This is a genomic window from Brevibacterium sp. VCM10 (assembly GCF_000583215.1).
Taxonomy (GTDB): Bacteria; Actinomycetota; Actinomycetes; order Actinomycetales; family Brevibacteriaceae; genus Brevibacterium; species Brevibacterium linens.
The window spans coordinates 35,924-50,862 of sequence record NZ_JAJB01000031.1; the positions used below are offsets into that span (position 1 = coordinate 35,924).

The following is a 14,939-nucleotide window of genomic DNA, read 5'->3' on the forward strand; positions in this document are numbered from 1 at the left end:
GTTGCGCTCATCTTCATCGAGAAACGGGCTGAGCGTCGAGAAACGGGTGTGTACACCCGTGTTTCGACGCTCAACCCGTTTCTCGGCGTGTGCTCGTCAGAAGAGCTGGCGGATGTTCGTGCGTGCGAGGTCGATGAGTTCGTCCCCCTTGCCCGAGAGCACCGTGCGGATCGCGTAGAGCGCGAAGCCCTTGGCCTGTTCGGCGGTGATCGACGGCGGCATCGACAGCTCCTGGCGTTCGGTGACGACGTCGAGGACAGCCGGTCCGTCGTAGGCGAGGAATTCCTTCACCACCTTCGGCAGGTCCTTGGACTTCTCGACGCGGAAGCCCTTGATCCCGACCGCCTCGGCGATGGTCGAGAAGTCGGGATTGTCGAGGTCGGTGCCGAAGGTGACGAAACCGGCCGCCTTCATCTCGAGCTCGACGAAGTTGAGCGAGGAGTTGTTGTACACGACCGTCTTCACTGGCAGCTTGTTCTGCGTGAGTGTGATGAGCTCACCGAGCAGCATCGACAGTCCGCCGTCGCCGGCGAGCGCGATGGTCTGACGGTCGTCGAACGCCGACTGCACGCCGACGCTCTGGGACAGGGCGTTGGCCATCGACCCGTGGCTGAAGGAGCCGATGAGGCGGCGCTTGCCGTTCATGCTCAGATACCGGGCCGCCCACACCACGGGTGAGCCGACGTCGGGGATGAAGACGGCGTCGTCATCGGCCATCTCGTCGATCAGCCGGGTCAGATACTGCGGGTGGATCGTCCGCTTCGACGGAGTGGCCAGTTCGTCGAGGTCCCTGCGGGTCTTCTGGTAGTGCTTGGTCAGGGACTTGAGATGAGTGCTGCTGCGGTTGGCTTTGATCTGCGGCAGCAGCGCCTCGACGGTGTCGGCGACCGTTCCGACGAGCGGAATGTCGACCTTCGTGCGCCGCCCGATCTGGGATCCGCGCACATCGACTTGGATGACGGTGGCGTCCTCGGGGTAGAACTGCTGGTAGGGCAGGTCGGTGCCGAGCATGAGGAGGGTATCGCAGTCCTTGAGTGCGGCGTAGCCGGAGGAGAATCCGAGCAGACCGGTCATGCCCACGTCGTAGGGGTTGTCGGGTTCGACGAATTCCTTGCCGCGCATCGTATGGACGATCGGGGCCTGGAGCTTCTCGGCGATGGCGAGCAGCTCGTCGTGGGCGCCCTCGGTGCCGGCACCGGCGAGGATCGTCGTCTTCTTGCCCTTGTTGAGCGCCTTGGCCGCGGCTTCGACCTGGGAGGCTGCGGGGATCATGTGCGAGGGGTAGGCCTTGACCACCTCGGCGGCGGCATCGATGTCGGCCAAGCCGACATCGCCGGGGATGACGAGGACGGCCACGCCGCGCTTCTCGATGGCCTCACGCATGGCGATGCGCAGCAGTCGAGGCATCTGCTCGGCCGAGGAGACGTTTTCGACGTAGACGCTGCAATCGCGGAACAGTTCGGTCGGGTGGGTCTCCTGGAAGTAGTTCGAGCCGATCTCGTCACTGGGGATCTGGGCGGCGATGGCCAGCACGGGAACCCGTGAACGCTGGGCATCGAAGAGCCCGTTGATGAGGTGGAGGTTGCCGGGTCCGCAGCTGCCGGCGCAGACCGCGAGTTCCCCGGTCAGGGCGGCCTCGCCGCTGGCGGCGAAGGAGGCGGCTTCCTCGTGGCGGACATGGACCCATTCGAGCTGCGGGTTGACGCGGAGGGCATCGGTGAATCCGTTGAGCGAATCTCCCGGGATGCCGTAGACGCGCTTGACTCCGCTGGCGACAAGGGTATCGACGATGTTTCTGGCGACGGTGGGCATTGACTTCCTTCCGTTGAAACACGAACACCGGGGATGCGCTGGTGCGTACCCCGGCAGGGGCTGCCCCATGCTCGGGGCCTTGACCGCGCTTTCAGTCTAATCCCGGGCTCCCCCGCCGACGCTGTCCGATTCCTCACCCTCCGATGCGGGAATATCTCCCTGATCGGTCAGGGAAGAACCTCGCCGAGGCGGCCCTGACGGATGGGTTCGCATGTGCGGAGACCTCCGCCGAGGTGCCCGCCGGAAGGCCCGCGGGAATACCCGGAAGATGTGTCAAGCAATTTTCCATATCTCCGAAACGTGTAAAAAATTCGCCGATTCTTTTACATGTTTCCGCCGGTGCGCCCCGCCGAGGCGGCCTCGACAACCGCGTGCAAGCAAGATTGCGAACCCCTCACGTCCGCGCCGACAGCGCGGTCGCCAAGGTGAGCAGCCCGGCCATGGCCACCGCCATCATCGGGTACCCGCCGAGTACCCCGGCCAACGCGGGACCGGCAACCGGTGCCAGGGCCGTACCGGCGGTGATCGGGGCGACGAAGACCCCGTTGACGGCCCCGAAGTTCCTCGTCCCCCACCGGTCGGAGACCGCCGTAGCCTGCAGCAGAGTCATGCAGCCGCGCACTCCGCCGCCGAGCATGGCGATGCCGATGAGCAGCCAGATCGGTCCGGGAACCAGAGCGAGCAGCCACAAGCCGGCGGCTCCCGAGGCGAAGAGGATGACCGTGCGCGCCCGCGTCGACGTGTGCCGCTCGAGGCTCGGATACCCGAATCGTCCCGCCACCTGGCCGAAGCCGACGAGGCCGAGGGCGATGGCGGCCAGACTGTAGTCGGCACCGCGTTCGATGATGAGCGGGATGATATTGATCGTCACCGCGAAGAGGGTGAACGTGGCGATCGCGACGGCGATCTGCAGAGTGATGAAACGCGGGTGCCGCGTGACCTGGCGCAGTTCGTTCCGGCTCGGCTTCACCAGCGACGCGGCCGCCTCGTCCGTCCAGTTCCGGTTGAGGAAGAACAGATGCATCGGCAGGGCAAGGACCACGAGCAGACCGGCGAGCACCCAGTAGGTTCCGCGCCACCCGCAGACATCGATGAGCCATGCGATGATCGGGGCGAACACCGTCGAGGCGAGCCCGCCGACGAGCGTGATCGTCGTCAGCGGCTTCGTCCTCTCGGACCCGTACCAGCGGGTGACGACGGCGAACGCCGGCGGATAGAGGGTCGCGGCTTGGGCGAAGCCGGCGAGGACCCAGGCGAGGAAGAACACCGGAAGGTTCGGTGCGACCGCGACGAGGGCGAGCGCGACGACCCCGATGACCGTTCCGGTCCCCATGATCAGCTTCGGACCGTGCACGTCGAGAAGACGCCCGACGCTCGGTCCCACCAGTGCAGAGACGATGAGACCGACGGTCAGCGCCGCCGTCACCGTCGTGTGGCTCCAGCCCGTATCGTCCGAGATCGGGGTGACCGCGACCGGCAGCGAGTAGTAGAGCAGTCCCCAGCAGACGAGTTCGGCCACGCACAGCGCCGCCAGTCCTCCGCGCGGCTTATCCGTCGTCATCGAGGCCCTCGCCGAGGCGGTGCTCCGTTCCCGCGCCACGATCCGCGCCCTCGCCGAGGCGGTGCCCATCGAGAGGGGAGCGAACGCCGTCGACGTCGGCACCCCCGCCGAGGCGGCCCGACGCCTCCGTTCCGGCTGCGGTCCGCAGCCGGTTCAGGGCCGTATCCCACGGGATGCGTTCCTGTTCGAGTCGGACGCTGCCGTCGGCACGGAGCCGTTCGAGGGCCCGCGCCTCGGTGCCGGTGAGGGTGCTGAAGGCGCCCGTCGTCGGTGTCGGTTCCGGCACCCACAGGTCGGCGTGGGCGAGCAGGGTCGCTTCGTCCATGAGCACGGATTCGACCTTCGGCAGGTGGCTGCGCAGGCGGTTGAGGATCGCGAATCCGTGGGAGTCGAGGTCGCCCCAATAGATCACGCGCGCTCCGGCGATCCAGTCCAGGCGAGCGACCCCGTCGACAGCATAGCCGGACCCGTGCACGGCCACGGCGCCTGGCCACTCCGGCATGGCGAGCACGGATTCGAGGTTCTCGAAGACGAAGACCAGCCGCGGTGAAACGGGCAGTCGTCCGAGCTGGGTGATCGGTGCGGTGACGTCCTCGAGTGGGACGTCGAGGAGCCCCGGATCGAGGATGCGCATGCGCAGTCGCGGTTCGGCATCGAGGACGGTCACCACATCCGCGCGGCCGATCCCGGTCAGCAGAGCAGTGACGAGGCTGCGGTGGGTCTCGAACCACTTCGAATCCACTCCGCGGATCGGCAGCTGCCTCGGCCGCAGCGAACCGAGCGGATGGCTGTGCAGCCAGTCGACGACGTCGACGACCGTGGCGAACGAGGCATCGCTCAGCCCGAGGATCCGTTTCGCCTGCGACCGGATCGCCGCGGCAAGCCGATCACTGCCACCGTCGTCGAGCGCGTCGCATTCGCCGGTCGGCTCCGACTCGCTCGATACGTCGCTGAATCGCTGCCGGATGCGAGCGGCACGATCGCGCAGTGTCCGCCACTCACGCGCTGCGTCTCCGCCGACGAAAGCGGCTGCTGCATCGGGGGTCGACAGTCGCAGTCGGACCGGGACTCGTTGACGACCGATGCGGGCCCAGCTGCGTTCTTCCCAATCGATTTCGAGCTCAGCAGGCGCACCCGCGCCCGAGTGTCCCGGCGAGCCCGAGGTCGTGTTCCCGGAGCGCTCTCCGAGCGCCCGCCAACTCGCCGCCCAGTTCGCGGCGGCAGCCTGATCGGCGAGCACCTGCTTCTCCGTCGGCGGCTGGAGGGCGATCTCGACCCGCACGTCTTCGACGGGCTCCGCCGCCCAGGCGGCCATGGACGACGTCAGGCGCTTGCGCGCCTTCGCTCGGGCCTCGGCGACGGAGAGCATCGTCACGGGGCGTCCGACTCCTCGAAATCGAGCTCGACTTCACCGGCCACACGGACGCTCTCGGAGTTGTCCGCACCCGTGGAACCACCTGTCCCACCAGCGCCGACCGGCTCCTCGCCCGCGCCATCAGCCGAATCCGAATCCGAGCCGGATTCCGCTGCCGAAGCCTCCCCGCGCACGGACTCGTCCCACACCATCGTCGAGGTCAGGGTCTTCTGCCGGCTCGGATTCTCGATCGAGGTCGCCGCCCCCACATACGGTTCGATCGTCTGCAGCAGCTTCTGCGGGGTGGCGAGCACCATGTGGAACCCGAACTCGATGAAGATGTCGAGAGCCATCCGGGTGTAGCGGGTGTCGGCCTTGTCGAAGGCCTCGTCGAGGATGATCGTGCCGTATTTCGAGATCGCCTCGTCCGGGTCGGCCAGCTGATACCGCAGCGCTGCCGCCAGGCAGAAGATCACGAGCTTCTGCTGCTGGCCACCGGACATCGCAGCACCCGAATCGTAGGTGGCGTGCGCGCGCCCGTGATCGTCGATCTCCTCGGCGAGGAAGCTCACGTGCAGACGGGTGTCCAGACATTGGGTCTTCCACACCTTGTCGACGTGCTCGCTGGAGGCGAATCGGCGCATCACCTCGGCGAGGGTATCGTACTTCTTCTCCGCGGTCTCCATATCGTCCTCGCCCCAGCTGCCGCTGGCGACGAGTCGAAGATCGGCGATGAAGGCGTTGACGGTCTCGGAGCGGCGGGTCTTGACCTTGAGCCGCAGGTACCGGTCCTCGTCGAACTGCGAGCGCAGCAGGGACGAATTGATCGGGGCGACCCGATCCTCGATCTCGCGCGGAGCGGCGTGGATCTCGTTGAGGAGTTCGCCGATGAGGTCACGGGAGCGCTGCTGCAGCAGCTCCCGGAAACGGTTCTCATGATCGGGCAGGCCGTGCGCTTCGATCTCATCGAGCATCGCCAGATAGGCTCGACGATCATCGACTTCGGCTGTCAGCTGGGACGATACCGACGGCCATGCGGCCTTGAACTCGACGGCCAGCCGTGTCACGGACTGCCCCGACCGGCTTGCTTCGGCCTGGGCCCGGTCCTTCTCCTCCTGCAGCACCTGCGAGACCTGCTGGCCCACCTCGGCGAGGTTCTCCCGCTTAATGCTGCGTTGGATCTTGCGGAAGCGTTCGTCGAGCTGTTCGCCGAGGTGGCCCTCCACCTCCGCTACCCGACCGGAGTTCACGTCGTCCTCGATCCGGGTGATGTTCGAGCGCAGACCCGTCGATTCTTCGTTCGCTCGGCGCAGAGCATAGTCGGCTTCGGACCTCGCGGTCTCGGCCGTGTCCTTGACTGCTTTCGCCTCACGTTCGGCGCCGATCGCCTGCTGCAGGTCGCCGTCGGCGTCTTCGAGTTCGGCCAGCTGCCGTTCGAGAGTCGTGACTCTCTCGGCCGCGCCGTCGCGGTCGACGTCGCGCCAGGACTGTTCGCGAATACCGGCGAGGATGCCACGGCGGCGGTGAGCTTGTGCGGATTCGGCATCAGCAGCCGCGACCACCTGTTCGGCCGCGGCCAGTTCCGACTGAGCCTCTTTGAGGGATTCGACGAGGGCTTCGAGTTTCGCTTCGCGATCGCCGAGGACCCATTGGCTGCGATCGTCGATAGCCCGCCGGTCGTCCTTCTCATACCGGGTGCGTGAGGTCTTGACCTGGCCCTTGACAGTGACGGCACGCGGATGGTCGTCGAGTTCGTCCGGGTGGTCGACACAGGCGAAGTCGAAGCGTTCGGACAAGGTGGTCCGGACCCAGTCGCCGAAGCCGGTGTCGGAGACACGCACCTTGTTCACCAGCGACTTCTCACTGCCGACAGGGCGAGGGCTCGGCACCGAGTGCGGGATCTCCTCGAAGACGAGGCGTCCGCGGATGCGGTGGGCATCGACCCAGGTGCGCACTGCGGAGAGGTTCTCCGCCCGGACGAGGACGGTCAGTGCCATGGGGCGCAGCACTCGTTCGATCGCGCCGGTCCACCGGGCCTCGTCGGGGTCGACTTCGATGAGTTCGGCGGCGAACGGCAGCGCCTTCTCGCTCAGACCGGTGCCGGCAGCGAGTTCGGAGCGGATCGCCAGGAGGTTGTTCGGCACAGTCGATCCGGACCGGCGCAGCGATTCGATCTCACCTTCGAGTTCGCGCACCTTGGCCCTCGCTTGGGAGAACCGGTCATGGTCGGCGTGGCTGGGCCCGGCGACCTGCGTGTCGTCGTCGAGGCTGGACGCGATCTGGGCCTGGAGTTCGGCGAACTCGGCGGCCGTGGTCGGGGCGTGCTCGATGCCGGCCTGCTCGAGCTGCCGGGCCAGTGACGCCCAGCGTTCGGCGATGGCGCGGCGTTCGGTCTCGGCTGTGTCGATGCGCTGCTGCAGGTGTTCGGCCTCGGAACCGCCGAGTTCGAGAGTGGCGCGCCTGGCCAAGTCGTATTCGTCGACGGCGGCGTCGAAGTCGCGTTTCGCGCGGTCGGCGGTGACTTCGAGTTCGACGATCTGCCGCGTCAGCGCGGACAGGTCGGCACGCAGGATATCGAGCTCGCGCCGCTTCTGGTACGGCAGCAGGGCTTCGCTCAGGGCGATCGACTTCGCGGCGATGTCATTGGCGGTCTCGAAGCGGGAGGCGGCTTCACGCAGCTGGAGCAGGTGGTCGCGCTGTTTGCGCAGCTGCACGACATGGTCGTGAGCGTCCTTGAGGTCACCGAACTGGGCGACGGCAGTGTCTGCGAGGTCGAAGGTCACCGGGGTTTCGAGCATATGGTCCCGGAAGAGCCGGTCGAGGCTGTCGAGGCTCTTCGCCGACTGGGTCTTGTGCAGCAGCTGGAGGGCGGACTCGTCGGCCATGCCGAAGGTCTTGCGCATCCGTGCATAGAACTTCCCGTGGGATCCGTTCGAGGTGATGACGGCATCAGGATGGTCGGCCTTGAGTTTGCGTGTCTCGAGGCCGGACCGGGCATAGTGCTGCAGGTCGGAGAGGTCGAGGTCGGCACGCTCGAGGATGCAGGCATCGGAGAGGTCCGTCGCCTTCGTGGCCGACCCCTTGATGAAGAAGAGCCGGGCCAAGGACAGAGGCCTGTCGCTGCCGTTGTCGTAGCGGAGGATGATTCCGCTCCAGGTGGCGCGCGGGCGCAGATACTTGCTGACGACGCGGTCTTCTTCGGAGTCGGCGGTCCGGGTCCAGGCTCCGCGGACGTAGCTGACGAGGCTGCGCTGGTCGAGGCGGGCACCCGCGGTCTGAGCGGCGACGTTGAAGCGCAGCCACTTGTCCGGGGTGAGGACGGCGGCGATGCCGTCGAGCAGCGATGATTTGCCGGAACCGGAAGGACCGGTGATGAGGTGGCCCTTGTGGGAGACGGGGATCCGGTGGATATCCGAGTCGAAGGTGCCCCAGTTCGCGATCTGGATCTCGCTCAGCCGCCACTGGCTGCCGACGTCGGGTCGGTTCGCCCCGCGGGCGCGCGCCTGATCGGCGACGAACGCCGCGTCGAGCGGGAAGAGTGCCTCGGTCACGCGTCGTCCTCCTCGCTGACGGTGTCTGCATCGGCTTCGGTGGCGGCGACAGAACCGTCATCGGACTCCACCCCCGCCTCGGCGCCGGCATCGATTTCGGAATCATCCTCGGTGTCGGCCTCACCTGCGGCGATGCGTTCGTAGACGGCGATGAGCTCGCGCACACGATCCTCGTCGATGAGGAATTTCACCATCGGGGAGATCTCGAAGCGGTCCTCGCCGGCCTTGTGGAGCACCCGCAGCCGGTTGCTCATCCGCGACCACGCGCCGTTGAGGTTGCGCTGGAACGTCGATTCGTCGCCGGTGCGGTAGATCGCGAGGCGCTCGTAGACCTCTTCGCGGTCGACGATGACGCGCTTCTCCCCCGGTGCGGCGAGCAGCAGCTGTCGGAGCACGAGCAGCATGGCCGTGTCGAGGAAGGTCAGGCGTTCGCTGCGCACTGCGGCGGGGGCGTCGATTTCGTCGGTGACGATTTTGCGGGTGAACGCGAATTCGTCGACGCGGTCGATGACGAGGTCGAGGAACAGATCATGCAGGCGTGAGCGAACGAGGCCTTCGTCGGCGACGAGCGCGGCCCACAGCTGCGGGGCCTGGGTGCCGGACACGTATGGTCCTTTGAGGAGTTCGAGCAGCACTCGGCGGGTGCGCTCTCCCAGCGTTCCGGTGTCTCCGGACCACAGTCCACTGGGGTTGTGGTCGAAACCGTCCGCGGATGTCATGGTCGACTCGGCGACAGAATCGGTGGATTCCCTCGCCGAGGCGGCTCCCACCTCGGCGCCGGATGTGCGCTCATCTGCCGGTGAGGTCCGGTGGGCACCATTGCGGGCTCCCACTTCGGCGGGGGCTGTGTCGTTGTCGTGGTCGGTGGGGCTCATAGGGTGATGCCTTCGGTGAAGTAGTGGCGGCGGATCGCGGCGGTGCGGGCGATGCCGTCGACGCCGGTCCACGTGAGGATTTCGCGGTTGCCGACATCGACGTGGCCATAGGTGCTGGCCAGGGACAATAACCCGACGACGCTGGCCAGACCCTGGGTCGCGGGGTGGGTCTCGAGCACCTCGGCGACGGAGGCTTCGTGGGTGGAGGTGAGTGAGGAGTTGATGTTTTCGGTGAGCTCGGCGAAGTCGATCTCCGATTCGCGAGCGACGGCGATGAGTTCGGCGAAGTCGATCTCCGAGTCAGTGGCCTCGCCGAGTTCCGCTCCGGCATCGAACTCCTCGGGGTCGTGGAGGATGACCTCACCGACGCTGCCCAGCGACACGCTTGAGAGTTCGAGGTCGATGCCGATCTCATCGTAGGGCTTGAGCTCCTGAGACACGGGCGCGGCCGCGGCGAGGCCCTCCTGGAGCAGGGTGCGCATGACGCGGTCGCGTTGGAATTCGTGGGAGTGGACATAGCGACGCAGGCCCCGAGCGAATTCGGTGAGGATGTCCGAGACCTCGTGGGAGCCGTCCTTCATCTGGCGCATCAAGGTGCGCAGGGAACGGCGAGTGGCAAGGGAGAGGGTGGCGGAGAAGTCCCGGTCGAGGATGGCCGCGATGTCGTCGTCGAAGGATGCGGACTGTTCGGGGTCACGGACGAGCGCGGAGAACGCCGAGAACGTGCGGCCCTCGTCAGAGGACTCGATGAGGTCGACGCCGCGGAAGACCTCGTCCAGGACTTGTGATTGGGAGTCCTCGGCGGCCAGTATCGAGATCCGCAGCTCCTGGTTGAGCTCTTCGAAGCGGGCGCGCACGCGGGCGAAGTCGGCGGGCAGGCCCTGTGCCTGTTGGAGGATGTCGGACACGCGTTCGTTTGCGCGCCTGCGATCGAGGACGACCGATCGCGGGTCGCCGCGGCGGACGCGGGCGATCTCGGCATCGATGCGGTCGCGTTCGGCGCGGAGAGCAGCCAGTCGGCGGGAGCTGTCCGGGTCGGTGTCGATGGCCAGCTGACGCACGGACTGGGCGAGGCTGACCAGCCGGGATTCGGTGGCGGTCTGCGGAGGTGTGCGCAGCTGTTCGAGCATGCGGATGGCGTCGAAGCCGGCGGCGGAGAGTTCGTAGGTTTCGCCTCTGGCCCCGGTGGCAGGTCGGCGGACGAGGATCTCCGCACGTCGCCAGTCATCACAGTAGGCCTTCGCGGTCCGCAGCGAGAGGTCGAAGTGGTCGCGGAGCTCTTCGAGGTCGGCATCGATGCTTTCGTGCAGATCCTCGGTGTTCATCCTGGTGCCGGGCCTGCCGAGGTGGGCGTCGAGGGTTCCGGCCATGACTGCGAGGTTGTCGGCCCGGAGCATGCGCAGGGTGGCATTCGATTCGAGCAGACGCCGGTAGGCGAGCGCGGAGGACAGGGCGGACATAGCAACTATTCTCGATGCACCGGCGGGTCCGCGCCAATTCGCGGCTCAGTGCCAGCGCATGCGCAGCACCGAGGTCATCGACCAAGGATCGCCTCCGCGCACGGCTGCAAGGATGCCGGCCCCGCCGGGACTGCGGGTGTAGATCGGTTCACCTCCTCCGATCCAGGTGTCCCAGGCGGCGGCGAAGGCCACGGCGCGTTCCTTCTTCGTCCCCAGCACGGTGGGTACGCCCACCCAGATCGGGTCGGCCTTCTGGGCGGTGCCGGTTCCCCACCTCAGCTGCGTCCACCAGCCGCGCAGCCCATGGGCGCGCCTCGGCAGCTGCCAGCACGGAAGCAGATACCGCGGGTCACCGATCGGTGACACCGCATCGTCGAGGGCGAGAGCGAAGGCCTCCGCCGACGCGGGATCCGCGTCGAGGTGACACCGCAGGTCACCGCGTGCATCGATCCTCATCCGCACCGCGTCGGCTCCGGAACTGCTCAGCTCGAGGGAATGAAGCGCCTCGGCGACGGCACCGGCGATCTGCGCGACTGTCGGGGTGACCCCGTAGATGCGGTGCCTGCGACCGCCGGCAATGGTGAGGACGAGGGGCAGGCTCAGCAGCAGTCCGACGGCGATGATGCCGAGGATCCACGCCGCGGTTCCGCTGCTCAGCACCGCTGTCGCCGCCATGAGGAGACCCACCGTTGCCCAGACGATGACGATCGGCATGCGAAGAGTGACGGGGAGGATCTTTCCGGGGTCGCCGTCGCGGTGCCGCGGCTTCGGGATGATGCCTTCAGCACCAGCAGCGGCATCGGCCGCGGCACGAGCGCCGTCGGAGGTGATTTCCGTCGGTGCAATCTCGGGCCGGGGATGATCGGCGACGATCCGCACCGACCGCAGCTCCTCGTCGCGGTAGTCCGCGCCGACGTTCCACCGTTGCGCCACCTCGGTGCGGGCTTTCGCACGCGTGATCATCCGCGCATTGATGGCGTCGATATCGTCCTCGGGCGGGTGGAACGGCGAGAACGCGGGGTCGATATGGGCGACGCCGTCGACGATCTCGCCGCTTGAATCGGTGCCGAAGAAGCCGTCGTGCTTGCGCACGAGTCGGCCCCAGTCCTGTTCTCCGCGCGGGTGGTCTGGGCTGATGCACACGACGGTCCAGTTGAGGGCAACCTTCTGTGCCCAGTTCGGATCTTCGCGCAGCGCCCGGCCGCGGGTCTGCGTCACGGCGGTCGGGGTGGTCGCGGTGGTGAGGTCGATGAGTCCGGTCACGGCCGGTGCGTCCCAACCTTCGCCGAGCAGCGCCCGGGTGCCGACGAGCACCTGCGCTGACCCGGAGGCGAAGAACGACGTCACGTACGGCACCCAGTTACGGCTCGTCCAGCGCCCGTCGATGCGACTGACACCGGCGACGGGATCGGTGACGCTGAGCCGGGCGGCGAGGTCGGCGTCGTCGACGGCGATGAAGTCGATGAGCGCGCGCAGCACGTCCGGTGGGCCGGCGACGGTGCGCCCGGAGACGAGCAGCGGGTTCAGATGTGCCGTCTGAGAGTCGGCGGCCAAGCTCTCAAGGGTCAGGATTGCGGATCCGGACCGTTCGTCGAGGACCTCGCGGACGTCGGCGGCCAAGGTCGCGGTGGCGGACTCGAAGTCGCAGAGGACGAGCATCCGCAGGTGGTCGCCGAGGGTTGCCGCTTCAACAGCGGCGATGTCGACACAGGCGCGCGGCTTCGACGCCGAATGGGACAGGACCCGATCGGTCGGAGACCGCCCGGCGGCGATTCCGTGGTGCGTCCAGCGGCAGCCGATCGCGGGCAGCCTGCGGCGGATCTCCTCGGCGAGGTCCTGGTCGGACGTGGAATCGGAGACGAGCAGGTGGTGACGCATCCAGTCTTCGATCAGTCGGGCCCAGTCGTCGGTGTCGGGGTCGCGGCGGTGCTGTTCGCCGAGTCGGGCGCCTGGCGGCAGGCGCAGCAGATCGGCGTGGTGGAGGCGCAGGGCCGCATCGCAGAGTTCGGGACGCTGCCGGCTCATGGTCTGCCAATCCACCGATTCGGCACGGTCGCTGAGGAATCGTCGGTCCACCCATTCGAGCAGCCCTATCGTGCCTTTTCCGGGGTCGAGGATGCCGGTGATGAACTCGGTGTGCCGTTCGGCCTGTGCCGACAGCCAGTCCTGTTCCTCACGGGTGGGTTCGGTGACCCAGACGAGGTCCGCAAAGGGCACGAGGTCGCCTTCTCTGACGAGGGCGGGGATGGACGCTGAGTAGCGGACGGAGGAGAAGAGGTCGGCGACGAGTTCCCGGTGTCGGGTCGACATCGTCGCCGGCGGGGTGGCAGTGAGTCCGAGCACCCATACGTCGGGCAGCAGGGCCATCAGGTCGGCCAGGAGCCGACCCCAGACTTCGAGCAGGTGATGGCATTCGTCGAGGATGAGCAGCGTCCGTCCCCCGGAGACGAGGTTGTCGACGAGGGCCCGGCCACCAGTGGCCAGGGAGTCGAGCAGGCTGCTGCTCGGCCCGGAGGCGACAGAATCGCTTGCGCGTTCCTCAAGGTCGCGGTCCGTGGTGCGCGTGTCCCCCTCGCGATCGGCCGTCTCCCGATCCGTGTCGAAGACGGCAAGGGACTGGTAGGTCAGAGCGGTGAAGGTCTGAGTGAGATCGCGTGAGCCTCCGGCAGGAGGACGCCCCTCGCCGAGGCGGTTCCATTCCTTGGCCCATTGACCTTGGATCGCCGTATTCGGGCCGAAGGCCACGACGCGGTCGACGAGCTTCCGATCGAGCAGGTGAGTCGCGTAGTCGATGCCGACGCGGGTCTTTCCCGCCCCCGGAGGCAGGACGATCCAGGACTTTCGCTCATCGGCGGCGGTTCCTTCGCGCAGGGTCGAGAGCGCTTCGTCTTGGTGGCGGCGCAATGGCGGCTGGGTCGCAGCTGCCTCCCGCACGTTCTCAGTCATCGCCGCGCCCGCCGAAGGTGTCCGGGTCAACAGGGCGGTCCCGCTTGGGCATCTTGGTCACGACAAGACAGTAGGACTCGAGGACAAGGTCGTGAAGCAGTTCGGCATCGAGCCGGTCGCCGCCAGCACTGTCTCCTTCCCCGGCCACGGTGATCCAGTGCTTCTTATTCATGTGATATCCGGGTGAGATCTCCGGATAGGCGTCTGTCAGCACCTCACCGTCGAGGGGATCGATCTTGAGGTTGAGGCTGGGGATCCCACGCAGTTCATAGGCCATCATGAACATCTTCCCGCGCACCTTGTAGACAGCGTTGCCCGGACCGAAGGGATAGTCGATCTCGACAGACGGGTACTGCATGGCCTGCTCGTGGGCCAGACGGAGCACGGTATCGGGATCCATGCGTGGAGATTAGCAAACGGCACTGACGCAGAACCGACGACGACTTCTCCGCACGAACTGACGATAGACTCGAATCATGCCTGAGACCACACCCCGCACCGCCCCTCACCTGCTCTTGGCCGCTCTCGGCGGGACGATCGCATCGACCGCCGATGTATCAGGTGGGGTTGCCCCCGCGCTCAGCGGAGCCGAGATCGCGGCGGCGGCCGGACTCGACCAGGTGTGGCCGGATCTGCAGGCCGATTTCACTCAGGTCGCTCAGGTCTCGAGCGCGAATGTCACCCTCGAGATGCTCTTCGACGTCGTCGAGCTCGCCCGCACGTCCGAGGCCGATGGCATCGTGCTGACCCAGGGCACCGACACCCTCGAGGAGTCGGCGTTCGGTCTGTGGCTGCTCAATGACTCGGGCACGCACATCGCTGCCACCGGGGCCATGCGCAATCCGACTCTGCCCGGCGCCGACGGACCGGCCAACGTCCGGGCGGCCGCGCTCACCGCCCTGTCCGACCAGGTCGGCAACCTGCCTGCATCCCTCGTGTTCAATGACGAGGTCCACGATCCGAGGTTCGTGTCGAAGTCGCACACGACCTCGACGGCGGCGTTCTCCTCCGGGCCCGTCCTCGGTGCGATCGGGTGGCTGAGCGAGGACGATCTCCACCTCCCGCACGCACCACGTGCCCCGAAATCACCGTTCGCCGGCCTGTCCCGTCCGTCGAAGCTGAGCAAGGTCGCCCTCGCCGCGGTGGGGATGGGCGAACCGGAAGCGACCCTTGATCTCATTGCCGGTTCCGGCTTCGCCGGCGCCGTGATCTCCGGGGTCGGAGGTGGGCATGTCCCCGAGGACCTGCTGCCCGCGGTGACGCGTCTGACGGAGGCGATGCCCGTGGTGCTCGCCTCCCGCGCCGGCTCGGGCGTGAGTCTGCGCCGGACCTACGGCTACCCCGGCGGAGAGATCGGCCTGCTCGAGGCGGGACTCGTCC

9 protein-coding genes are annotated in these 14,939 nt (G+C 67.1%); 1 reads left to right on the top strand and 8 read right to left on the bottom strand.

Annotation, left to right across the window (positions count from 1 at the left end; translation table 11 throughout):
• Window positions 1-96: 96 nt before the first annotated feature.
• The 8 genes from poxB to AD89_RS0110075 form a co-directional block, all read right to left on the bottom strand.
• Window positions 97-1,812, bottom strand: coding sequence for a ubiquinone-dependent pyruvate dehydrogenase (gene poxB, locus AD89_RS0110040; protein WP_025778469.1), 1,716 nt, complete (start codon window positions 1,810-1,812; stop codon window positions 97-99).
• A 394-nt stretch (window positions 1,813-2,206) separates the two neighbouring features.
• The gene (locus tag AD89_RS0110045) at window positions 2,207-3,373 is read right to left on the bottom strand and encodes an MFS transporter (protein WP_025778470.1); all 1,167 of its coding nucleotides are present in this window, start codon (window positions 3,371-3,373) and stop codon (window positions 2,207-2,209) included.
• Window positions 3,360-4,742 (bottom strand): Wadjet anti-phage system protein JetD domain-containing protein, encoded by a 1,383-nt coding sequence (locus tag AD89_RS0110050; RefSeq protein WP_025778471.1) that lies wholly within the window; start codon window positions 4,740-4,742, stop codon window positions 3,360-3,362. The genes AD89_RS0110045 and AD89_RS0110050 overlap by 14 nt, the downstream gene beginning before the upstream one ends.
• A gap of 2 nt (window positions 4,743-4,744) precedes the next feature.
• Window positions 4,745-8,278, bottom strand: coding sequence for an ATP-binding protein (locus AD89_RS0110055; protein ID WP_025778472.1), 3,534 nt, complete (start codon window positions 8,276-8,278; stop codon window positions 4,745-4,747).
• Window positions 8,275-9,153: a DUF4194 domain-containing protein gene (locus tag AD89_RS0110060; protein WP_025778473.1), complete on the bottom strand. Its 879-nt coding sequence runs from the start codon at window positions 9,151-9,153 to the stop codon at window positions 8,275-8,277. Before AD89_RS0110060 ends, AD89_RS0110055 begins: the two co-directional genes overlap by 4 nt.
• Window positions 9,150-10,613: a DUF3375 domain-containing protein gene (locus AD89_RS0110065; RefSeq protein WP_025778474.1), complete on the bottom strand. Its 1,464-nt coding sequence runs from the start codon at window positions 10,611-10,613 to the stop codon at window positions 9,150-9,152. The genes AD89_RS0110060 and AD89_RS0110065 overlap by 4 nt, the downstream gene beginning before the upstream one ends.
• A 45-nt stretch (window positions 10,614-10,658) precedes the next feature.
• Window positions 10,659-13,559: a DEAD/DEAH box helicase family protein gene (locus AD89_RS0110070; RefSeq protein ID WP_025778475.1), complete on the bottom strand. Its 2,901-nt coding sequence runs from the start codon at window positions 13,557-13,559 to the stop codon at window positions 10,659-10,661.
• Window positions 13,552-13,959 carry an MmcQ/YjbR family DNA-binding protein gene (locus AD89_RS0110075; RefSeq protein WP_025778476.1) on the bottom strand — a complete coding sequence of 136 codons (408 nt, stop codon included), beginning with the start codon at window positions 13,957-13,959 and terminating at the stop codon, window positions 13,552-13,554. The genes AD89_RS0110070 and AD89_RS0110075 overlap by 8 nt, the downstream gene beginning before the upstream one ends.
• A 76-nt stretch (window positions 13,960-14,035) precedes the next feature.
• Here AD89_RS0110075 and AD89_RS0110080 point away from each other — a divergent pair.
• On the top strand, window positions 14,036-14,939 hold a 904-nt coding region (locus tag AD89_RS0110080), incomplete at its 3' end, for an asparaginase domain-containing protein (protein WP_025778477.1).